The 20,196-nt window shown below is 72.6% G+C and carries 19 protein-coding genes; 8 read left to right on the top strand and 11 right to left on the bottom strand.

Going from position 1 to position 20,196, the window contains the following annotated elements; all coding sequences use genetic code 11:
* Positions 1–41: 41 nt before the first annotated feature.
* The gene (locus tag ACFYQQ_RS11600; protein ID WP_355780048.1) at positions 42–815 is read left to right on the top strand and encodes a SigE family RNA polymerase sigma factor; all 774 of its coding nucleotides are present in this window, start codon (positions 42–44) and stop codon (positions 813–815) included.
* Positions 816–992: 177 nt separating this feature from the next.
* Here ACFYQQ_RS11600 and ACFYQQ_RS11595 read toward each other — a convergent pair whose 3' ends face one another.
* The gene (locus ACFYQQ_RS11595) at positions 993–1,628 is read right to left on the bottom strand and encodes a uridine kinase (RefSeq protein ID WP_355780045.1); all 636 of its coding nucleotides are present in this window, start codon (positions 1,626–1,628) and stop codon (positions 993–995) included.
* A 127-nt stretch (positions 1,629–1,755) separates the two neighbouring features.
* Here ACFYQQ_RS11595 and ACFYQQ_RS11590 point away from each other — a divergent pair, with 127 nt between their 5' ends.
* Positions 1,756–2,157, top strand: a complete 402-nt coding sequence (locus ACFYQQ_RS11590) for a hypothetical protein (RefSeq protein WP_355780042.1) — start codon at positions 1,756–1,758, stop codon at positions 2,155–2,157.
* A 124-nt stretch (positions 2,158–2,281) separates the two neighbouring features.
* Here ACFYQQ_RS11590 and ACFYQQ_RS11585 read toward each other — a convergent pair whose 3' ends face one another.
* Genes ACFYQQ_RS11585 through deoC form a run of 3 tightly spaced genes read right to left on the bottom strand, consistent with a single transcriptional unit; the run spans position 2,282 to position 5,575 of the window.
* Positions 2,282–3,169 carry an aldehyde dehydrogenase family protein gene (locus ACFYQQ_RS11585; RefSeq protein ID WP_355780039.1) on the bottom strand — a complete coding sequence of 296 codons (888 nt, stop codon included), beginning with the start codon at positions 3,167–3,169 and terminating at the stop codon, positions 2,282–2,284.
* Positions 3,162–4,613, bottom strand: coding sequence for an aldehyde dehydrogenase family protein (locus ACFYQQ_RS11580; RefSeq protein WP_355780036.1), 1,452 nt, complete (start codon positions 4,611–4,613; stop codon positions 3,162–3,164). The genes ACFYQQ_RS11585 and ACFYQQ_RS11580 overlap by 8 nt, the downstream gene beginning before the upstream one ends.
* Before the next feature lie 5 nt (positions 4,614–4,618).
* Positions 4,619–5,575 (bottom strand): deoxyribose-phosphate aldolase, encoded by a 957-nt coding sequence (gene deoC, locus ACFYQQ_RS11575; protein WP_355780066.1) that lies wholly within the window; start codon positions 5,573–5,575, stop codon positions 4,619–4,621.
* A 112-nt stretch (positions 5,576–5,687) separates the two neighbouring features.
* On the opposite strand from deoC, the gene ACFYQQ_RS11570 reads away from it, so the two are divergent.
* Both ACFYQQ_RS11570 and ACFYQQ_RS11565 read left to right on the top strand, forming a co-directional pair.
* Positions 5,688–6,329, top strand: coding sequence for a PH domain-containing protein (locus ACFYQQ_RS11570; protein WP_355780033.1), 642 nt, complete (start codon positions 5,688–5,690; stop codon positions 6,327–6,329).
* A gap of 505 nt (positions 6,330–6,834) precedes the next feature.
* On the top strand, positions 6,835–8,523 hold the full coding sequence (locus ACFYQQ_RS11565) for a hypothetical protein (protein WP_356243560.1): 1,689 nt from the start codon (positions 6,835–6,837) through the stop codon (positions 8,521–8,523).
* Positions 8,524–8,660: 137 nt separating this feature from the next.
* Here the strand turns inward: ACFYQQ_RS11565 and ACFYQQ_RS11560 are convergent, their stop codons facing one another.
* From ACFYQQ_RS11560 to ACFYQQ_RS11550, 3 genes are all read right to left on the bottom strand, one after another.
* Complete coding sequence (locus ACFYQQ_RS11560) at positions 8,661–10,292, bottom strand: phospho-sugar mutase (protein WP_355787138.1); 1,632 nt, start codon at positions 10,290–10,292, stop codon at positions 8,661–8,663.
* A 249-nt stretch (positions 10,293–10,541) separates the two neighbouring features.
* Positions 10,542–11,366: a purine-nucleoside phosphorylase gene (locus tag ACFYQQ_RS11555; protein WP_355787136.1), complete on the bottom strand. Its 825-nt coding sequence runs from the start codon at positions 11,364–11,366 to the stop codon at positions 10,542–10,544.
* Positions 11,367–11,586: 220 nt separating this feature from the next.
* Positions 11,587–12,024 (bottom strand): gamma-glutamylcyclotransferase, encoded by a 438-nt coding sequence (locus ACFYQQ_RS11550; protein WP_121405665.1) that lies wholly within the window; start codon positions 12,022–12,024, stop codon positions 11,587–11,589.
* 107 nt (positions 12,025–12,131) lie between these two features.
* On the opposite strand from ACFYQQ_RS11550, the gene ACFYQQ_RS11545 reads away from it, so the two are divergent.
* Together ACFYQQ_RS11545 and ACFYQQ_RS11540 are read left to right on the top strand one after the other, a co-directional pair.
* A complete protein-coding gene (locus ACFYQQ_RS11545; RefSeq protein WP_355787131.1) occupies positions 12,132–13,580 on the top strand; it encodes an NAD(P)H-quinone dehydrogenase in 1,449 nt (482 codons plus the stop codon).
* Between the two features lie 314 nt (positions 13,581–13,894).
* Positions 13,895–14,869, top strand: coding sequence for a DeoR/GlpR family DNA-binding transcription regulator (locus tag ACFYQQ_RS11540; RefSeq protein ID WP_355787128.1), 975 nt, complete (start codon positions 13,895–13,897; stop codon positions 14,867–14,869).
* 418 nt (positions 14,870–15,287) lie between these two features.
* Here the strand turns inward: ACFYQQ_RS11540 and ACFYQQ_RS11535 are convergent, their stop codons facing one another.
* Positions 15,288–17,060: an acetyl/propionyl/methylcrotonyl-CoA carboxylase subunit alpha gene (locus ACFYQQ_RS11535; RefSeq protein WP_388904289.1), complete on the bottom strand. Its 1,773-nt coding sequence runs from the start codon at positions 17,058–17,060 to the stop codon at positions 15,288–15,290.
* A 354-nt stretch (positions 17,061–17,414) separates the two neighbouring features.
* On the opposite strand from ACFYQQ_RS11535, the gene ACFYQQ_RS11530 reads away from it, so the two are divergent.
* The gene (locus ACFYQQ_RS11530; protein ID WP_356170978.1) at positions 17,415–17,894 is read left to right on the top strand and encodes a hypothetical protein; all 480 of its coding nucleotides are present in this window, start codon (positions 17,415–17,417) and stop codon (positions 17,892–17,894) included.
* On the opposite strand, the gene ACFYQQ_RS11525 is transcribed toward ACFYQQ_RS11530, so the two are convergent.
* Together ACFYQQ_RS11525 and mmpB are read right to left on the bottom strand one after the other, a co-directional pair.
* Complete coding sequence (locus tag ACFYQQ_RS11525; protein WP_356170981.1) at positions 17,895–18,515, bottom strand: nucleoside triphosphate pyrophosphatase; 621 nt, start codon at positions 18,513–18,515, stop codon at positions 17,895–17,897.
* 51 nt (positions 18,516–18,566) lie between these two features.
* Positions 18,567–18,695 (bottom strand): morphogenic membrane protein MmpB, encoded by a 129-nt coding sequence (gene mmpB, locus ACFYQQ_RS11520; protein ID WP_355794064.1) that lies wholly within the window; start codon positions 18,693–18,695, stop codon positions 18,567–18,569.
* 150 nt (positions 18,696–18,845) lie between these two features.
* Between mmpB and ACFYQQ_RS11515 the strand changes: the two genes are divergently transcribed.
* Complete coding sequence (locus ACFYQQ_RS11515; RefSeq protein WP_355794065.1) at positions 18,846–19,976, top strand: SGNH/GDSL hydrolase family protein; 1,131 nt, start codon at positions 18,846–18,848, stop codon at positions 19,974–19,976.
* Between the two features lie 8 nt (positions 19,977–19,984).
* Here the strand turns inward: ACFYQQ_RS11515 and ACFYQQ_RS11510 are convergent, their stop codons facing one another.
* Entirely contained in the window at positions 19,985–20,191 is a 207-nt protein-coding gene (locus ACFYQQ_RS11510) for an acyl-CoA carboxylase subunit epsilon (protein WP_356170986.1), read from the bottom strand.
* Between the last annotated feature and the right edge of the window lie 5 nt (positions 20,192–20,196).

Raw genomic sequence — 20,196 nt, 5'->3', positions numbered from 1 at the left:
GGCACGCAGGGAAACCGGGACTCCACGACGGGGGGCGCGAGATGAACACGCTGCACAGCACCAGCACTAGCGCAGTGGTCACGCGTCTTCACGACGTCAACCGGAGCACGGAGAAGTCCGGTGCTGTGAGCGGGCGGGGGTGCGCTCGCGGCGCCGGGCGTCAGCACACCGCGTACATGACGGTGGTTGACGCGTTCACGGGGGGAACGGCGGTGGCGGAGAAGTCCGCCGCCGACGGGGGAGCTCACGGGGGAGCCGCGTACAGGGAGGGCTCGGGGGAGCGTCGCTCGCTGTCGGAGGCGGAGTTCACCGCCTACGTCCAGGAGCGCCGCGCCTCCCTGTACGCGACCGCCTACCACCTGACCGGGGACCGCTTCGAGGCCGAGGACCTGCTCCAGAGCGCGCTGTTCTCGACGTACCGGGCGTGGGAGCGGATCAGCGACAAGGCCGCGGTGGGGGGCTACCTGCGGCGGACGATGACCAACCTGCACATCAGCGCCTGGCGTCGGCGCAAGCTGAACGAGTACCCGACCGAGGAACTGCCGGAGACCGCCGGTGACACGGACGCGATGCGCGGCACCGAGCTGCGCGCCGTGCTGTGGCAGGCGCTCGCCCGGCTGCCCGAACTCCAGCGCACCATGCTGGTCCTGCGCTACTACGAGGGCCGCACGGATCCGGAGATCGCGGAGATCCTCGACATCAGTGTCGGCACGGTGAAGTCCAGCATCTGGCGGTCGCTCCGCCGGCTGCGCGAGGACGAGGTCCTCAGCTTCGGCCGTGACGAGGAGGAGTCCTTCGGCGAACTCGTCGCCTGAAGGTCCGGGGGAACGGGGAAACGGGGGACGCACGGGGGAACGGTTCCGGGGGGAGCCGGTGTGGTCACGGGGGAGCGGTTCCGGGGGGAGCCGCTGTGATCACGGGGGAGCACGAAAGAGCGGGACTGGAGGGCCGGGGGGTCCTTCCGGTCCCGCTTTCGTGTGTGCGGGCGGACGCTACGCCGGGCTCTTGGCGGCCGCGCTGCGGCCCGCCGCCGCTCCTGCCAGCCGTCCCAGCGCCTCGTCCCGGTCGCAGGCGTACGCGCCCAGCGCCGTCTGCCGGGCCACGATCGACCGCTCGTCCCGCATCAGGCGCCAGCCGCGGCGCAGCAGGAACGGCACGGACTTGCGGCCCTCCCTGAGGTCACGCAGGAAGCGCCGGCGGAAGGTGGTGACGGGGCCCCGGGTCAGGCACAGGGCGTCGGCCAGGACGCCGAGTTCGCGGCAGCGGCCGACGATCTCGGCGGCGAAGATGCCCTCGGCGATGAACAGCGGGGTGCGGTCGATGTGCAGGGTCTCCGTGCCCGTACGCGCGCTCAGGGAGATGTCGTACACGGGGACGGTGGTACGGCCCGTGCGGCACAGCTCGGCGATGGCGGCGACCGCGGTGTCCGCGTCCCAGGACAGCGGGTGGTCCCAGTCGATGTCGGAACTCCCCTCCACCTGGGGCAGGGTCGGGTCCGACGCCTCCTTGTAGAAGTCGTCGAGCCGCAGGACGGGCAGGCCCGAACGGGCGGCGAGGAGGGACTTCCCGGAGCCGGACGGGCCGGACAGCAGCACGACGCGGGCGGGTATGGGCGGATGGGAACTCACGAGAGTCCAGTGTGAGGCATCGGGGGGCCCCGGCCGACCCCGCGGGTCGGCGTTGGAGCGCACATCACACCTCAACTACCCTACGTGTCGACCTGATTACCTTGAGCAGCAGAAGGCGGCACCAGTCATGGCCCGACACACACCCCTGAACAGCCCGACCGCCCGGCGTGCCCTGGTGGCCCTCGCGACGGCGGGCGCGGCACTCGGAGCGGGGGCCTCCACGGCCGCCGCGGACACTCAGGACGTTCTCGGCGTGGCGCACACCCGGCCCACCTCGCTCGGCAACATCGACCCCCAGGCGGGACTCGGAGCGGTGACCGGGATCGTCCAGTACGTCACGGGACCGGTGGAGGGCCTGAAGCCCAACCCGCTCGCGGGCACGGGCGTCGACCCGCTCGACAACGGCGTCGGCACCCAGCTGGGCGACTTCCGGCCGCTGACCTCCCAGGCCCTGACCGGTCCGCTGGCGCAGGCGCCGTCGATCGGGAGCATCCCGGTCATCGGGCAGGCACCCGGGCTGCTGCACTGAACGTGAAGAGAGCCGCGCTCCCCCTGGACGGAGGGGAAGCGCGGCTCTCCGGTGTACGGGACCCCGGGGACACGGATCGGGGTCCCGAGACCACGGGGGCGCGATGGCCCCGGACCGCGGTGGCTCAGTAGGCGGAGCCGGACGCGCCCAGCGAACCCGTCGGGTGCCAGACGGTCTTCGTCTCCAGGAACGCCGTGAGCCGCTCGATGCCCGGCGTGCGCGCGTAATCCACAGGCTGTGGACGGAAGACGCGCTTCAGGTTGTCGGCGGCCGCGATCTCCAGCTCCTTCGCCAGCGCCTCGTCGGCACCGGCGAGGTCGATCGCGTTCACGTCCTGGTGCGCGGCCAACGGCGCGGCGATCTCCGCCGTCCGGCCGGACAGCACGTTGACCACACCGCCGGGCAGGTCGGAGGTGGCGAGCACCTCGCCGAGGGAGAGCGCCGGGAGCGGCGAGTTCTCGGAGGCGATGACGACGGCGGTGTTGCCCGTCGCGATCACCGGGGCGACGACCGAGACCAGGCCGAGGAACGACGACGCCTGGGGTGCCAGGACGGCCACCACGCCCGTCGGCTCCGGCGTGGAGAGGTTGAAGTACGGGCCCGCGACCGGGTTGCCGCCGCCGACCACCTGGGCGATCTTGTCGGTCCAGCCCGCGTACCAGACCCAGCGGTCGATCGTCGCGTCGACCTGCTCGGCGGCCTTGGACTTCGACAGGCCCTCGGCGTCGGCGACCTCGTGGACGAACTGCCCCCGGCGGCCCTCCAGCATCTCCGCGACGCGGTAGAGGATCTGGCCGCGGTTGTAGGCGGTCGCACCGGACCACGGGCCGAACGCCTTGCGCGCGGCGACGACCGCGTCCCGGGCGTCCTTGCGGGAGGACTGCGGCGCGTTGGCCAGCCACTTGCCCTTCGAGTCCGTCACCTCGTACACCCGGCCGCTCTCGGAACGCGGGAACTTCCCGCCGACGTACAGCTTGTAGGTCTTGAACACCGACAGTCGCGCATCAGACATCGAGGTACGCCTCCAGGCCGTGGCGGCCGCCCTCGCGGCCGAAGCCCGACTCCTTGTACCCGCCGAAGGGGGAGGTCGGGTCGAACTTGTTGAACGTGTTGGACCAGACGACGCCCGCGCGGAGCTTGTTCGCCACCGCCAGGATGCGGGAGCCCTTCTCCGTCCAGATGCCCGCGGAGAGGCCGTACTGGCTGTTGTTGGCCTTGGCCACGGCCTCGTCCGGCGTCCGGAAGGTGAGGACGGACAGGACCGGGCCGAAGATCTCGTCGCGGGCGACGGTGTGCGCCTGGGTGACGTTCGTGAAGAGCGTCGGGGCGAACCAGTAGCCGGACGAGGGCAGTTCGCAGGCCGGGGACCAGCGCTCGGCGCCCTCGGCCTCGCCCTGCTCGGTGAGCGTGGTGATGCGCGCCAGCTGCTCGGCGGAGTTGATCGCGCCGATGTCCGTGTTCTTGTCGAGCGGGTCGCCGAGGCGCAGCGTGGACAGCCGGCGCTTGAGCGAGTCCAGCAGCTCCTCCTGGATCGACTCCTGGACGAGGAGCCGCGAACCCGCGCAGCAGACCTGGCCCTGGTTGAAGAAGATGCCGGAGACGATGCCCTCGACGGCCTGGTCGATCGGGGCGTCGTCGAAGACGATGTTCGCGCCCTTGCCGCCCAGTTCGAGGGTGACCTTCTTGCGCGTGCCGGCGATCTGGCGGGCGATGGCCTTGCCGACCGCCGTCGAGCCGGTGAACGCGACCTTGTTCACGTCCGGGTGCTCGACGAGCGCGGCGCCCGTGTCGCCGTACCCCGGGAGGATGTTGACGACGCCCCTGGGCAGGCCCGCCTGGCGGCAGATGTCCGCGAAGAACAGGGCCGACAGGGGAGTGGTCTCCGCGGGCTTCAGGACGACCGTGTTGCCCGTCGCGAGAGCGGGGGCGATCTTCCACGCCAGCATCAGCAGCGGGAAGTTCCACGGGATGACCTGGCCGGCCACGCCCAGCGGGCGCGGGTTCGCGCCGAACCCGGCGTGGTCGAGCTTGTCGGCCCAGCCCGCGTAGTAGAAGAAGTGCGCGGCGACCAGCGGGAGGTCCGCGTCGCGGGTCTCCCGGATCGGCTTGCCGTTGTCCAGCGTCTCCAGGACGGCCAGCTCGCGGCTGCGCTCCTGGATGATCCGGGCGATGCGGAAGAGGTACTTGGCGCGCTCGGAGCCGGGCAGCGCCGACCACTTCTCGAAGGCGCGGCGGGCGGCCTTCACGGCGCGGTCCACGTCCTCGGCGCCCGCCTGCGCCACCTCGGAGAGGACCTCCTCGGTGGACGGGCTGACCGTCTTGAAGACCCGGCCGTCGGCTGCCTCGGTGAACTCGCCGTCGATGAACAGCCCGTAGGACGGGGCGATGTCGACGACCGCGCGGGACTCGGGCGCCGGTGCGTACTCGAATGCGGATGACCGCTTCTCGATGGTCATGGTGATCAGTCCACCGTCACGTAGTCGGGGCCGGAGTAGCGGCCGGTGGCCAGCTTCTGACGCTGCATCAGCAGGTCGTTCAGGAGCGAGGAAGCGCCGAAGCGGAACCAGTGGTTGTCCAGCCAGTCCTCGCCCGCGGTCTCGTTGACCACGACCAGGAACTTGATGGCGTCCTTGGAGGTGCGGATACCGCCCGCGGGCTTCACGCCGACCTGGATGCCGGTCTGCGCGCGGAAGTCGCGGACGGCCTCCAGCATCAGCAGCGTGTTCGCGGGCGTCGCGTTCACCGCGACCTTGCCGGTCGAGGTCTTGATGAAGTCGGCGCCGGCCAGCATCCCGAGCCAGGAGGCCCGCCGGATGTTGTCGTACGTCGACAGCTCGCCGGTCTCGAAGATGACCTTCAGCCGGGCGGCGCCCGCGGCCTCCTTCACGGCGACGATCTCCTCGTACACCTTCATGAAGCGGCCCGAGAGGAACGCGCCGCGGTCGATGACCATGTCGATCTCGTCCGCGCCCGCGGCGACCGCGTCGCGCACGTCGGCCAGCTTCACGTCGAGCGCGGCACGCCCGGCCGGGAACGCGGTCGCCACGGAGGCGACCTTCACCCCGGAGCCGGCGACGGCCTCCTTGGCGGCGGGCACCATGTCGGGGTAGACGCAGACGGCGGCGGTGCTCGGCGTCGTCCGGTCCGTCGGGTCCGGACGGACCGCCTTGGCGCCGAGCGCCCGGACCTTGCCCGGGGTGTCCGCGCCTTCCAGCGTCGTCAGGTCGACCATCGAGATGGCGAGATCGATGGCGTACGCCTTCGCCGTGGTCTTGATGGAACGGGTGCCGAGTGAGGCGGCGCGCGCCTCCAGGCCGACCGCGTCGACGCCGGGCAGCCCGTGGAGGAAGCGGCGCAGCGTGCTGTCGGACGCGGCGACGTCCGTGAGTGCATGAGCAGCGGATGCAGTGGTGGGCATGGTCACGACCTGAGCATATCTACGCGCGTAGCGGCTGTACACCCCACGTGGTCGAAGTGACCTCGACCACCGTGTACGGGCACAGCTGCCACTGTCGGGCACAATCGGGGCCATGACGACCCCGGACCACCAGTCTCCCGCACCGGACGCCGCGCACCCAGAGCTGAGCGACCGCACCTACCGGTCGTCCGCGGGTATCGCGGGCGGCGTGCTGCTGCTCGCCATCACGGGCTGGCTCGGCATCGACGCGCTGATCATCGGTGACGGGCGCACGCCGTGGGTGGCGCTCGCCGCGCTGATCCTGCTCGTCCCCCTGGTGAGCGCCTTCACCCTGCGCCCCGCCGTCTTCGCCAACGAGGACCGGCTGCGCGTGCGCAACCCGTTCCGGGTGATCGTGCTGCCCTGGGCCGCCGTCGGCTCGCTGCGCTCCGGCTACTCCAACGAGGTCGTCGACACCGCCGGCACCAAATATCAGCTCTGGGCCGTGCCGGTCTCCCTGCGCGCCCGCAAGCGCGCCGCCAGGCGGCAGTCGCGCAGCGCCGCCGCGGACACCAGCGGCCGCACGTCCGCGATCGCGACCGACCCCACCCGCGCACCGGCCGACCAGATCATGGACGACCTGCGGGAACTCGTCCAGGACCGCGCGGCGGCACCGACCGCCCAGGGCGAGGTCAGCGTGCGCTGGGCGTACGAGGTGCTGGCCCCGGTGATCGCGGGGGCGCTGCTGCTGGTGATCCTGCTCGCGATCGGCTGAGCGGACCGGTCGCGCCTGACCGGCGCGGGCTTTCGTGCGCGGTGCCGTGCGCGGGGCGCCGTGCTGCGGTCGCTTCCGGTGAGTGGCGCGTGGCGAGCGGGTCGGTTCGTCCGTGCGGGGCGTTTCGGCGCTTGCGGTGCGTGAAGCGGAGGGCGGTCCGTCCGTCGGTGACTCGCGCGCGTCGGCCGGTTTCGGTGAGCTGCGAGTGGAGGGGCCGGTGGTCGCCGTGACCCAGCCGCTGCGGGGCGGAATGCGGCGGGCCGGTCCGTCCGTCGGTGGCTGTCGCGCGCCGGCCGTCTGACGTGGGCCGCGAGTGGAGGGGCCGCCCTGCCTGGCGGTCGCCGTGCTTCGAACGGCCGCTTGCGGTGCGTGATGCGGCCGGCTGGTCCGTCCGCCTACGGTGGGCCGCGAGTGGAGGGGTCTGTCCTGAGCTGCGGTCGCCGGGCCGGGCCCCGCTTTCGTGGTCGTGGGCAACCGCGGCCAGGGTCCGAGCGTCTGGTCATCGATGAGTACGAATCTTCAGGGGCCCGCGCGGCTGCCCGCCGCCGCCGTGCCCGACGACTGCCGTGCCTGGGACGGCGAAGGGGTCCGCCGCTGGACGGGGGCGCTGCCGCCGCGCTGGGCCCCCGTGCGCGGCCGGGCGCGCTACCACCTGACGCTCGGCGCCCTCGTCGCCGCCTCGCCCTTCCTGGTGCCCGCGCTCGCGGACGTACGCCCGTACGTCGCCGCGCTGCTCGCCTGCCACGTCGTCTGGGTGTCGGTGCGCCCCGAGGTCGTACCCGTCACGGCTCCCGCCCTGGCCGTCGTCCTCCTCACGCAGCACCCCCGCCTGCCGTGGGCGGTGACCGCGCCGGTCGTCGCGGCACTGGCCGTGTCCTGGACCGCCGCGGGTCTGCGGCTGCGGGCCAGGGGGCGCCAGCGCGAGGCCGCCCTCGCCGCGGCCGACGGCGTGACCGCGCCGCCGCCCGGGAAGGACCGGCCGCTGGAGCGCGGGACCTTCCTCGTCCCCGCCGGACTCGTCCTCGCGGTGCTCGGCGGCGTCCTGCCGGCCACGGCGGACGCCTGGACCCTCACCGGCGACCCCGAGGTGTCCCGGACGGTGGGCTGCTGCGCGCTCGGCCTGGGCCTGACGGCCGCCCTCTCCGGTGTGCTGGGCCGGCGCCGGGCCACCGCGCTGCGCCGAGCCCCGGTACCGGTGCTGCGCGTCCTGGCGCGCGACGACGGCACCGGCGACACCGAGGTCTTCGCCGCGGACGACCGGCAGGCGCGACGGCCGCTGTTCGTCGTCTCCCTGCGTGACCTGCCGGACGACGACGACGAGGACGACGACGAGGACGAGGACGAGGACGAGGACGAGGTCGAGGGTGACGACGACGAGGACGACGAGGACGACGAGCTGGAGAAGCTCCTCGCCGGTCTCGACACCCCCGGCCCGCTGAGTGAGGCCGTCCTGTACGGCGTGCCCTGCGACGGCGCCGAGATCCTCCTGGTCCGCGCCGAGGAGGAGGCCGACGAGCCGCCCGCGCGCGCCTGGTCCACCGGGCCCGTACGCCCCCTGTCGGAGGGTGCCGCGCGGCGCCGGGTGGCCGCGCTGCGCAAGGCCGCGGCCCGCGAGCAGACGCAGGAGGAGCGGCGGACCGCGGTGGTGCGGGCGCTGGACGCGGGGCCGGTGCCCGTACGGCGCTGGGGAGCGGGCTGGTGGGACCGGCTCGGCGCCGCCGCCCTCGTGCTGTTCGGCTGCTTCCTGCTCCCCGCTGAGGACGGTGTGTGGCGCTACGTCCTGGCCGCGGCGGTCGGCCTGATGGGCGTGCTGTCGCTGCCCCGCAAGGCGGCCTGGCGCATCACCGCCGACAGCTCCGGGCTGTGGCTCAACGACCTGCGCGGCACCCGGCACGTCGCCTGGGACCACATCCGGGTCGTCGAGTGCCGCAACACCGTGCTGAGGGTGGACAGCCACCGGGCCTCGTTCCCCGTGTGGAGCGTCCACGGACCTCGGCTGCTGTGGCTGGAGCGGCGGTTCGGACTGGTCCACCCGTACGAGAGGACGGCCGCCGAGATCACCGCCATGTGGCGGGACCCCGCGCTGCGGCCGACGGGGAGCAGCAGCGGACGGGAGCGGGGGCGGCCGCTGTGGCCCGTGAGCGTGGTCCTGGCCGTGGCCTGGGCCGTCGTGCTGGTCTTCCTGCTGCCGTGAGCTGCGCCGGGCGCGCGTGAACCGGCCCGAGTCGCGCTGATCGGGCGTGCGCCGGGTGCGCCCCGGGAGTACGGCCGAAGCCCCGGTCCGGGGACCCGGACCGGGGCTTCGTCTCGTGGTGCGTGCGGGGCGGTGGCTCAGATGCCGGCCGCCGCCGACAGGTCCTGCTTGATCATCGTCAGCAGGCCGGTCGCGCGGGTGCGGGCCTCGGGGAGGTCTGCGTGGGTCGCCACCGGCACCACGACCTCCAGGTAGCACTTCAGCTTCGGCTCGGTGCCGCTCGGACGGACGATCACGCGGGCGCCGTCCAGGGTGTAGCGCAGCCCGTCGGTGGGCGGGAGCCGATCCGTGCCCTGCGTCAGGTCCTCGGACTTCTCGATCGTCAGGCCCGCGAGCCGGGTCGGCGGCTGCTCGCGCAGGCGCCGCATCGCGCTCGCGATGACCGAGAGGTCGTCCACCCGCACCGACAGCTGGTCGGTGGCGTGCAGGCCGTACTCCACGGCGATGTCGTCGAGGAGGTCCAGCAGCGTGCGGCCCTCCTCCTTGAGCTCGGAGGCCAGCTCCGTGACGACCAGGGCGGCGGTGATGCCGTCCTTGTCGCGTACGCCCTCGGGGTCGACGCAGTAGCCCAGCGCCTCCTCGTAGCCGAACCGCAGTCCCTCCACGCGGGCGATCCACTTGAAGCCGGTCAGGGTCTCCTCGTAGGCGAGGCCCGCCTTCTCGGCGATCCGGCCGAGGAGCGAGGAGGAGACGATCGACTCGGCGAACGTCCCGCGCGCGCCCTTGCGGACCAGGTGCTCGGCGAGCAGCGCGCCGACCTCGTCACCGCGGAGCATGCGCCAGTCGCCACCGTCCCTGACGGCCACCGCGCAGCGGTCGGCGTCCGGGTCGTTGGCGATGATCAGGTCCGGCTCGGTCTCGCGCGCCTTCGCGAAGGCCAGGTCCATCGCGCCCGGCTCCTCCGGGTTCGGGAACGCGACCGTCGGGAAGTCCGGGTCCGGCTCCGCCTGCTCGGCGACGAGGACGGGCTCCGGGAAGCCGGCTCGCGCGAAGGCGCCGAGCAGGGTCTCCTTGCCGACGCCGTGCATGGCCGTGTAGACGGTGCGGGCCGTCCGGGGCGAGTCGGGGGCGAGGGCCGCGTCGGTACGGGCCAGGTAGGCCTCCAGGACGCTGTCGTCGAGGGTCTCCCAGCCGCGGTCCGGGCGCGGCACGTCGGCGAGCGCGCGCACGGCGTCGATCTCGGCCGCGATCTCCGCGTCGGCCGGCGGCACGATCTGCGAACCGTCGCCGAGGTAGACCTTGTAGCCGTTGTCGCGCGGCGGGTTGTGGCTGGCGGTGACCTCCACGCCCGCGACCGCCCCGAGGTGCCGTATGGCGAAGGCCAGGACCGGGGTGGGCAGCGGACGGGGCAGGACGGCGGCCCGGAGCCCGGCGCCGGTCATCACGGCGGCGGTGTCCCGGGCGAAGTCGGCGGACTTGTGGCGGGCGTCGTAGCCGATCACGACGAGGCCGTCCGTCCGGCCCTGCGCCTTCAGGTACGCGGCGAGTCCGGCGGCCGCGCGGATGACCACGGAGCGGTTCATGCGCATCGGGCCCGCGCCCAGCTCGCCCCGCAGGCCGGCGGTGCCGAACTGGAGGGTGCCGCCGAAGCGTGCGGCGAGCTCGGTGACGTCCCCGGACTCGATGAGCTTGGCGAGTTCCTCACGGGTCTCCGCGTCGGGGTCCTCGGCCAGCCATGCCTCGGCCCGTGCGATGAGTTCGTCCTGCACGTGGGGTCAACCTCTCGTCTTCGTCTGCGTCGTACGTTGCTGTGTACCCGGGTTTCGTCCCGGGCGCTCCCGCACGGCGCGGCCCGGACCCGTCCAGGTGCGCGCGGGGCCCGGGACGGACCCCGCTCCGCGTACGCCGGAGGGTCGGGACCGCCCTGGAGAGCGCCGGGAGCCCGCGGCCCCCTAGGCGTCGAGGACGAGCGCGTCGGGGCCGGGCAGCCGGGTCCGGGGGGCAGGGGCCCGGCCGGGTCAGATGCGGTCCAGCACCCGGGTGAGCAGGGCGCCCATGCGGGCGGCCGAGTCGCGGCCCGCCTGGAGGACCTCCTCGTGGTTGAGGGGCTCACCCGTCATACCGGCGGCGAGGTTGGTGACGAGCGAGATGCCGAGGACCTCCGCACCCGCCTCGCGCGCCGCGATCGCCTCCAGGACGGTCGACATGCCGACCAGGTCCGCGCCGATGACACGGGCCATGCGGATCTCGGCCGGCGTCTCGTAGTGCGGGCCGGGGAACTGCGCGTAGACGCCCTCCTCCAGGGTGGCGTCCACCTCCTTGCACAGGGCGCGCAGGCGCGGCGAGTACAGGTCCGTGAGGTCCACGAAGTTCGCGCCGACGATCGGCGAGGTCGCCGTCAGGTTGATGTGGTCGCTGATCAGGACCGGCTGGCCGGGGCGCATGCCCTCGCGCAGGCCGCCGCAGCCGTTGGTGAGCACGATCGTCTTGCAGCCGGCGGCGACGGCGGTGCGGACGCCGTGCGCGACGGCGGCGACGCCGCGGCCCTCGTAGTAGTGGGTGCGGCCCAGGAAGACCAGCGCCCGCTTGCCGCCCGTGCGGTAGGAGCGGATCTTGCCGCCGTGGCCCTCGACCACCGGCGGCGGGAAGCCGGGCAGCTCGGTGACCTGGAACTCGGCCTCGGGGACGCCGAGGGCGTCCACGGCCGGAGCCCAGCCGGAGCCCATCACGAGGGCGACGTCGTGGGTCTCGGCGCCCGTGAGCTCGCGCAGGCGCGCGGCGGCGGCGTCGGCGGCGGCGTAGGGATCGCCCTGGATGTCGTCCGGAAGAAGAGATGCGTTCACGCGCATGAGGGTAGCCGGTCTCGGCCTACGCGCGTAGATGACAGAGCTCACGGTCATGCGATCGTTGTCTTGTCGTTTCCCACGAAAGGGCGGGCCCGGGGCGCGCCGGACCGGGGAGCGGGTGCCCCGGATCGGGGAGCTGGGCCGCCGCTCCGGGCGGGCGGTGCGGCGATCCCGTGGCGGCACGGCACGGGGATTTCCGGGGGCCGGCGGCCCGGCGTCAACAGGGGCGCTTGCGGAGTTCCATGACGTAGTCGTGCGGCGCCCCGGCCGACTCCGCCGCGTCGGCGATCTCACCCAGGTACCTGGCCGACGGCAGCCCGCCCTCGTAGCCGTTCAGCACGTACACCCACGCGGGTTCCTCGCCCTCCAGGGTGTGCACCCGTACGCGCATCCGGCGGTAGATGTCGAGGCCCACGCCCTCCCAGCGGTCCATCGAGTCCTCGTCCAGCGGCGCCACGTCGTACAGCGCCACGAACACCTGGGAACGCGGTGCCTCGACGATCGTCGCCAGAGCGCCCTCCCAGCCCATGTGCTCACCGGCGAAGGTCAGCCGCCAGCCGTTCAGCCAGCCGGTGGCGCGCAGCGGCGAGTGCGGGGCGCGGCGCGTCATGAGCCGCGGGTCGAGATTGCCGGCGTACGCGGCGTAGAGCGACATGGGGTCGAGGGTACGGCAGCGGCGACCCGGCCCCCCGCGTAACAGAAGTCGCTCGAATGCGCGCTCGGCGGGCCCCGGGGCGGAAGCACCTTGGCGGGTGCGGGACAATGGAGTACGTGACTCGGATCGTGATCATCGGTGGCGGACCCGGCGGATACGAGGCGGCCCTGGTGGCCGCCCAACTCGGCGCGGAGGTGACCGTCGTCGACTGCGACGGTCTGGGCGGGGCGTCGGTGCTGACCGACTGCGTCCCGTCGAAGACCCTGATCGCGACGGCCGAGGTGATGACCACCTTCGACTCGTCGTACGAGGAACTCGGCATCATCGTCGCCGACGACACCCCGCCGATGGAGCAGGCCGCCCGGGTGGTCGGCGTCGACCTCGGCAAGGTCAACCGCCGGGTGAAGCGGCTCGCGCTCGCCCAGTCCCACGACATCACCGCCTCCGTCACCCGTGCCGGGGCCCGTGTGCTGCGCGGTCGCGGCCGGCTCGACGGGCAGCAGGCCACGGACGGCTCCCGCAAGGTCGTCGTGCGCGCGGCCGACGGTAACGAGGAGACCCTCGTCGCGGACGCGGTCCTCATCGCCACCGGCGGGCATCCCCGCGAGCTGCCCGACGCGCAGCCGGACGGGGAGCGGATCCTGAACTGGACGCAGGTCTACGACCTGGACGAGCTTCCCGAGGAGCTCATCGTGGTCGGCTCCGGCGTCACCGGCGCGGAGTTCGCCGGCGCCTATCAGGCGCTCGGCTCACGCGTCACGCTCGTTTCCAGCCGTGACCGCGTGCTGCCGGGCGAGGACCCGGACGCCGCCGCCGTCCTGGAGGACGTCTTCCGGCGCCGCGGCATGAACGTCATGGCCCGCTCGCGCGCCCAGGCCGCCAAGCGGGTGGGCGACCGCGTCGAGGTCACGCTCGCCGACGGCCGGGTCATCACCGGCTCGCACTGCCTCATGGCCGTCGGCGCCATCCCGAACTCCAGCGGCATGGGGCTCGAGGAGGCCGGGGTCAAGGTCAAGGAGTCCGGGCACATCTGGACCGACAAGGTGTCCAGGACCACCGCCCCCGGCGTCTACGCCGCCGGTGACGTGACCGGCGTCTTCGCGCTCGCCTCCGTGGCCGCCATGCAGGGCCGCATCGCGATGTACCACTTCCTCGGTGACGCGGTCGCCCCGCTGAACCTGAAGACGGTCTCTTCGAACGTCTTCACCGACCCCGAGATCGCGACCGTCGGGTACACCCAGGCGGACGTCGACGGCGGGAAGATCGACGCCCGGGTCGTCAAGCTGCCGCTGCTGCGCAACCCGCGCGCCAAGATGCAGGGCATCCGGGACGGCTTCGTCAAGATCTTCTGCCGGCCCGGCACGGGGATCGTCGTCGGCGGTGTCGTCGTCGCGCCGCGCGCCTCGGAACTCATCCACCCCATCTCGCTCGCCGTCGACAACAACCTGACCGTCGAGCAGATCGCGAACGCGTTCACCGTGTATCCCTCCCTGTCGGGATCGATCGCGGAGGTGGCCCGGCAGTTGCACACCCGCAAGAGTGCGGGCGAGGGCTGATCGGTTCTGCCGGGCCGCGCCCGGGCGGCGGGGCGCTCGTGGGGAGTGCGTCCGGCGGTTGCGGGGGCTCGCGTCGAGCGAGTCGCGGGGAGTGGCGGCCGCGCGCGGTCCGCGGCGCGTGGGCCGGGCGGGGGTGTTCTGGCCGGTCGGGCCGGTGGTGACTCCCGCCGGTCACGGAGAGTCGCCGCCCATTCTCGCGGCATAGGCGCCGGGCGTAGGCACGTATACCACTCCGTGTCCCTCTGTGCGAACAACTTCTGTTATTCGGCGCAAACTGCTGAAAGCAGACGGTCGTTGGGGTTACTGTCAGTTTCGTGTTCGCTGCAGAACGTCGCCAATTGATCCTCGAAATGGTGCGAGCGAACGGGGCCGTGTCGCTCCGTGAGCTCGCCCGCGTCGTCCAGACCTCCGAAGTGACCGTACGGCGGGACGTGCGCGCACTGGAGGCAGAAGGACTCCTCGACCGCCGGCACGGCGGTGCGGTATTGCCGGGCGGGTTCACGCGGGAGTCCGGCTTTCCGCAGAAATCGCATCTCGCGACCGCCGAGAAGACGGCCATCGCCGATCTCGCCGCGGGTCTCGTCGAAGAGGGCGAGGCCATCGTGGTGGGGGCGGGAACCACCACCCAGGAGCTGGCCCGCCGGCTCGCGCGGGTGCCCGGACTGACCGTCGTCACCAACTCGCTGCTGGTGGCCCAGGCGTTGGCCCATGCCAATCGCGTGGAGGTCGTGATGACCGGCGGTACCCTGCGCGGTTCCAACTACGCCCTGGTGGGCAGCGGGGCCGAGCAGTCCCTCCAGGGGCTGCGGGTCTCCCGGGCCTTCCTCTCGGGGAGTGGTCTGACCGCCGAGCGGGGGCTGTCGACGTCCAACATGCTGTCGGCGTCCGTCGACCGCGCGCTGGTGCAGGCGGCGGGGGAGGTCGTGGTCCTCGCCGATCACACCAAGCTCGGGACCGACACGATGTTCCAGACCGTGCCGACGGATCTGATCACCCGGCTGGTGACGGACGAGCCGCCCGCTCACGACGACCGGGCGGGCACGGAGTTGCAGGCCCTGGCCGACCAGGGCGTGCAGATCGCCGTGGCCGGGTCGTCGTCGGCTTCGTCCTCCGGGGGTGCGGGGGGTGATACGGGCCCGGCGGGGCGTCAGTCGCGCCGGGACATGCCGTTGCCCGGGCCGCGCCGGGGGCAGGTGCCGGGGGCGGGGGCGCAGTTGCGGAGCGCGACCGTGCTGGGGGAGCAGGCTCCGGGGGAGCGTGCTCGGGTGGCTGACTTGCGCCGTCGCTGACGACGGGGTGCGCCGTGCGGTGCGGTGCGGTGTCCTCTTTGGCGCCGGTGCGCCGGTGCGCTGGTCGCCGTTGGTGCGGTGTGGTGGGCGTCGGGCGCGGTGGGGCCGGTGGGTGGGTCGGGGCCGTGCCGGTACATCCGGCCGTCGGTAGTTGTTGCCGGCGTCCGTCACCAGCGTTCCTCGGTTGCGTACGTCCCCGTCTCGACGGCCATTTGATGTACCGGCACGGCCCCTTCCGCCGGATCGCGACTGTGGGCCGTGGGGGCTGAGCCGCAGGACATGGATGCTCGGTTCGGCTGCCGGTTGTGGGGGCTGAGCCGCAGGATGTCGATGCTCGGTTCGGCTGCCGGTTGTGGGTGGTGATGTGGAAGTGCCCGGCGCCTTCGGGAAGGGGCCGGGCACTTGTTTGTGCTGTGGGTCAGTCCTTGATCTCGCAGATGGGGGCGCCGGAGGTGAGGGAGGCGCCGACTTCGGCGGTGAGGCCCTTGATGGTGCCGGACTTGTGGGCGTTGAGGGGTTGTTCCATCTTCATCGCTTCGAGGACGACGATGAGGTCGCCTTCCTTGACTTCCTGGCCTTCCTCGACGGCGATCTTGACGATGGTGCCCTGCATGGGGGAGGCGAGGGTGTCGCCGGAGGCGGCCGGGCCGGACTTCTTGGCGGCGCGGCGCTTGGGTTTGGCGCCGGCGGCGAGGCCGGTGCGGGCCAGGGACATGCCCAGGCTGGAGGGCAGGGACACTTCCAGGCGTTTGCCGCCGACCTCGACGATGACGGTCTCGCGGCCGCTCTCGTCGTCGGTGTCGGTGTCGGCGGGGGTGGTGAAGGCGGGGATGTCGTTGACGAACTCGGTCTCGATCCACCGGGTGTGGACGGTGAAGGGGGCGTCGGAGCCGGTGAGTTCGGGGGCGAAGGCGGGGTCGGTGACGACCTTGCGGTGGAAGGGGATGGCGGTGGCCATGCCCTCGACGGTGAACTCCTCCAGGGCGCGGGCGGCGCGCTGGAGGGCCTGTTCGCGGGTGGCGCCGGTGACGATGAGTTTGGCCAGGAGGGAGTCCCAGGCGGGGCCGATCACGGCGCCGGACTCGACGCCGGCGTCCAGGCGCACGCCGGGGCCGGAGGGCGGGGTGAAGGTGGTGACGGTGCCGGGGGCGGGCAGGAAGCCGCGGCCGGGGTCCTCGCCGTTGATGCGGAACTCGAAGGAGTGGCCGCGCAGGACGGGGTCGCCGTAGCCGAGTTCCTCGCCGTCGGCGATGCGGAACATCTCGCGGACCAGGTCGATGCCGGCGACCTCCTCGGTGACGGGGTGTTCGACCTGCAGGCGGGTGTTGACCTCCAGGAAGGAGATCGTGCCGTCCATGCCGACCAGGAACTCCACGGTGCCGGCGCCGACGTAGCCGGCCTCGCGCAGGATCGCCTTGGAGGAGGCGTACAGCTCCTCGACCTGCGCGTCGGACAGGAACGGCGCCGGGGCTTCCTCGACGAGTTTTTGGTGGCGGCGCTGGAGGGAGCAGTCGCGGGTGGAGACGACGACCACGTTGCCGTGGGTGTCGGCCAGGCACTGGGTCTCCACGTGGCGGGGCTTGTCGAGGTAGCGCTCGACGAAGCACTCGCCGCGCCCGAACGCGGCGACCGCCTCACGGACGGCCGAGTCGTACAGCTCCGGGACCTCTTCGAGGGTGCGGGCGACCTTGAGGCCGCGTCCGCCGCCGCCGAAGGCCGCCTTGATCGCGATGGGCAGGCCGTGCTCGCGGGCGAAGGCGACGACCTCCTCGGCGCCGGAGACCGGGTCGGGGGTGCCCGCGACCAGCGGTGCGCCGGCGCGCTGCGCGATGTGGCGGGCGGCGACCTTGTCACCGAGGTCGCGGATGGCCTGCGGGGGCGGGCCGATCCAGATCAGGCCCGCGTCCAGGACGGCCTGGGCGAACTCGGCGTTCTCCGAGAGGAACCCGTAGCCGGGATGGACGGCGTCCGCTCCGGAGTCCTTGGCGGCCTGCAGCACCTTGGCGATGTCCAGATAGCTGGTGGCCGGGGTGTCACCGCCCAACGCGAACGCCTCGTCCGCGGCCCGGACATGCAGAGCGTCCCGGTCCGGATCGGCGTAGACGGCAACACTCGCGATCCCGGCATCCCGGCACGCCCGGGCCACGCGGACAGCGATTTCGCCACGGTTGGCGATGAGCACCTTGCGCACGATGGCTCCCTCCTTGAAACAAGCCGAGTTTAGGGACAGCCGACACGACCTTTCGACCCGTCCCCAATGGTGAGCTTGCCCACACGGAGCGTGATCCGAGGCTCGCTCGGCCCGCGAAATCCCTTGTCGCACCGCGGTACGCAGGAATCCTCCCCTGAACCCTAGCCCTCCGGTGTGGTCAAGGTCTCTGTGAGAGCGTGCTGCGCCCCACAGGGTTTCTTTGTGGAGTCCCTACGAATGGCCCAATGATTCTTTGCCCTGCGCCGAGCCCTTGTCCCACGGTTTACCCGTTAGTAGCGTTCGCTTGTCTCGAACGTACTTGGGGTAACAGCACGCGGAAGTGGGTGGGGACCGGTGGTGCGCAGACCGGCGGCGTGGGTGGCGGCGATCGTGCTCTTCGTGGAGGCGGTCGGCATTGCGCTGCTGAACTGGTACCTCGGCATGGTCGTCGACCGGCAGGACATGTCCCTGGCCGGGCTCGACCCGCACAAGATGTCCGTCTCCTCGAAGGCCGGGGGGCTGGTCTTCGGCCTGTACTTCGCGCTGTGCGGCCTGGCCGCGCTGCTGGTGGCGCTGCGCGACCGGCCCCCGGCCGGCATCGGCCGCATCCTGCTGATCAGCGCCGCCGTGGTGCACGCGCTGCTCGGCGCCTTCGCCGTGGGCCTGGTCGGCTGGGGCGCGTTCGTCTTCATGATGGTGGTGCTCGGGCTGATCGTGCTCGTCCTCGTGGCGTACGACCGCCGGACGGGCCCGGCGGCCGCGGCGCCGGAGAAGGACGGCGGCGACGGCGGGGGAGCGCCGGTCACGGCGCCCCCGGCCCCCACGGCGGGCTGATCACCCCTCGCGCGGCGTCCACAACTCCGTGATGCCCACGCCCAGTTGCGCCAGCAGTCGGCGCACCGTGGGCAGGGAGATGCCGATGACGTTGCCGTGGTCGCCGTCGATGCCCTCGACGAACGGGGCCGAGCGGCCGTCGAGGGTGAACGCCCCGGCCACGTGGAGGGGTTCGCCCGAGGCGACGTACGCGGCGATCTCGGCGTCGGTGGGCTCGCCGAAGCGCACCACGGTGGACGCGGTCGCCGACACGTAGCGCTTGGCCGTGGTGTCGTAGATGCAGTGCCCGGTCTGAAGGGTGCCGGCCCGGCCGCGCATCGCCTTCCAGCGGGCGGTGGCCTCCTCGGCGTCGGCGGGCTTGCCGAGCGCCTCTCCGTCCAGGTCCAGGACCGAGTCGCAGCCGATCACGAGCGCGCCCTGGACCTCGGGCCGTGCCGCGACGACGGATGCCTTCGCCTCCGCGAGCGCGAGGGCGAGCTCGGCGGGCGTCGGGGCGGTGACGGTGTCCTCGTCGAAGCCGCTCACGATCACCTCGGGAGCGAGTCCGGCCTGCCGCAGCAGGCCGAGCCGGGCGGGGGACTGGGAGGCGAGCACGAGACGGCGGCGCGGCTGATCGGTCATGCCGTCAGGGTATCGGCGCGGCCAGGGCGTCCCGGGCCGTGCCGGGCGCGGTCATCTGACGCCGAGGACGATCATCGCGAGCATGATGGCGAGCGCCATGAGGACACCGAGGCGGCGCAGCATGTTCTGCATGTCGCGCAGTTCCTCGGGCGGCTCGTTCTCGGGGTCGGACCACAGCATGTCTCCGATCGTGCGTCGGCGCGGTCCCGGGCGCCTGAGTACGCGTACTCAACTTCTCTAAACGGTTCCACCGTTCCATTAGGCGTCACTGCCTGCTACCGTCATGAGCGCCACTAAAGGAACCACGGTCCCTTTTAGAGAGGAACGCCTGTGTTCACCACCGCCTGGACGGCAGCCCCCCAGCTCCCCGCCGAGGGCTTCACGCCCAACCGCTCGCGCGAGGGCTTCTGGCGTCAGTCGCTGCGCCAGACCGTCCGTGTCAGCGCGGGCGGCGACCGCCTCCGCGTCCGCCTCTCCAACGACTACGGGTTCTCGCCCTTGCGGATCGCGGGTGCCACGGTCGCCCGTGCGGCCGCCGGAGCCGCCGTCGAGCCCGGCTCGCTCAGGCGGCTGGAATTCGAGGGGGCGTACGCCGTCGCGGTCCCGGCGCGCGGCAGTGTGCTGAGCGATCCGGCGGGCCTCACCCTGGCGGCGGGGGAGTCACTGACGGTCACCCTGCATCTCGACGCCGTCACCGGCCCCGCGACCTTCCACGCGCAGGCGTTCACGACCGCCTATCAGGGTCCGGGCGACCTGCTGGACGACGTCACGGGCGACGGCTTCGAGGAGTCCGACGAGTCCTGGTACTTCCTGTCGGCCGTCGAGACCGACGCGGGCCGCGGTGACGCCGTCGCGCTCTTCGGGGACTCCGTCACGGACGGCTTCGGCTCGACCCCGGGCGCCGACCGCCGCTGGTCCGACGCGCTCGCGGAGCTCACCGGCCGGCCCGTGCTCAACGCGGGCATCGGCGGGAACCTGCTGCTCAACGACTCCGCCTGGTACGGAGAGAGGGGCGTCCACCGGCTGGCCCGGGACGTTCTGCGCCACCCGGGCGTCGACACCCTCGTCGTGCTCCTGGGCCTCAACGACATCGGCTTCAGCGAGACCCGCGAGCAGCCCACGTACCACCCGGCGCCGGTCGTCGAGGCGGACGAACTGATCGACGGCCACCGGGCGTTGATACGGCAGGCCCGCGCGGGCGGCCTGCGGGTGATCGGCTCGACCCTGCTGCCGTTCGGCGGCTCCGACCACTGGGGCGAGCACGCGGCGAAGGTGAGCCACGAGATGAACGAGTGGATCCGCGCCTCGGGGGAGTGGGACGCGGTGGTGGACCTCACGGTGGCGCTGGCCGACCCGGCGGACCCGGACCGGCTGCACCCCGCGTACGACTTCGGCGACCACCTGCACCCGAACGACGCCGGATACGCGGTGATGGCCGAAGCCGTCGCGGAACTGCTCTGAGCCGGAACCTATCCGGGCCAGTACGTGCGGCCCCACGCCCGCGGGCTCGGCGCGGGCATCCGGCGCAGCGCCAGCCGCGCCGGGTCCGCCCAGGCCTCCCGCTCGCGGGGCGCGCCGGACGGCGTCTCCGCCGCCACGGCGCGCGCCCGCACCACCGCGAGTGCGGCGGCCAGCTCCTCCGGGGTCGGATTGCCCCGTACGACCTTGATCGTCATGACCG

Source organism: Streptomyces sp. NPDC005496, from assembly GCF_042872045.1.
Lineage (GTDB): Bacteria > Actinomycetota > Actinomycetes > Streptomycetales > Streptomycetaceae > Streptomyces.
Note: the sequence above shows the minus strand (reverse complement) of the source record. Positions and strands in the feature narration are given on the sequence as shown.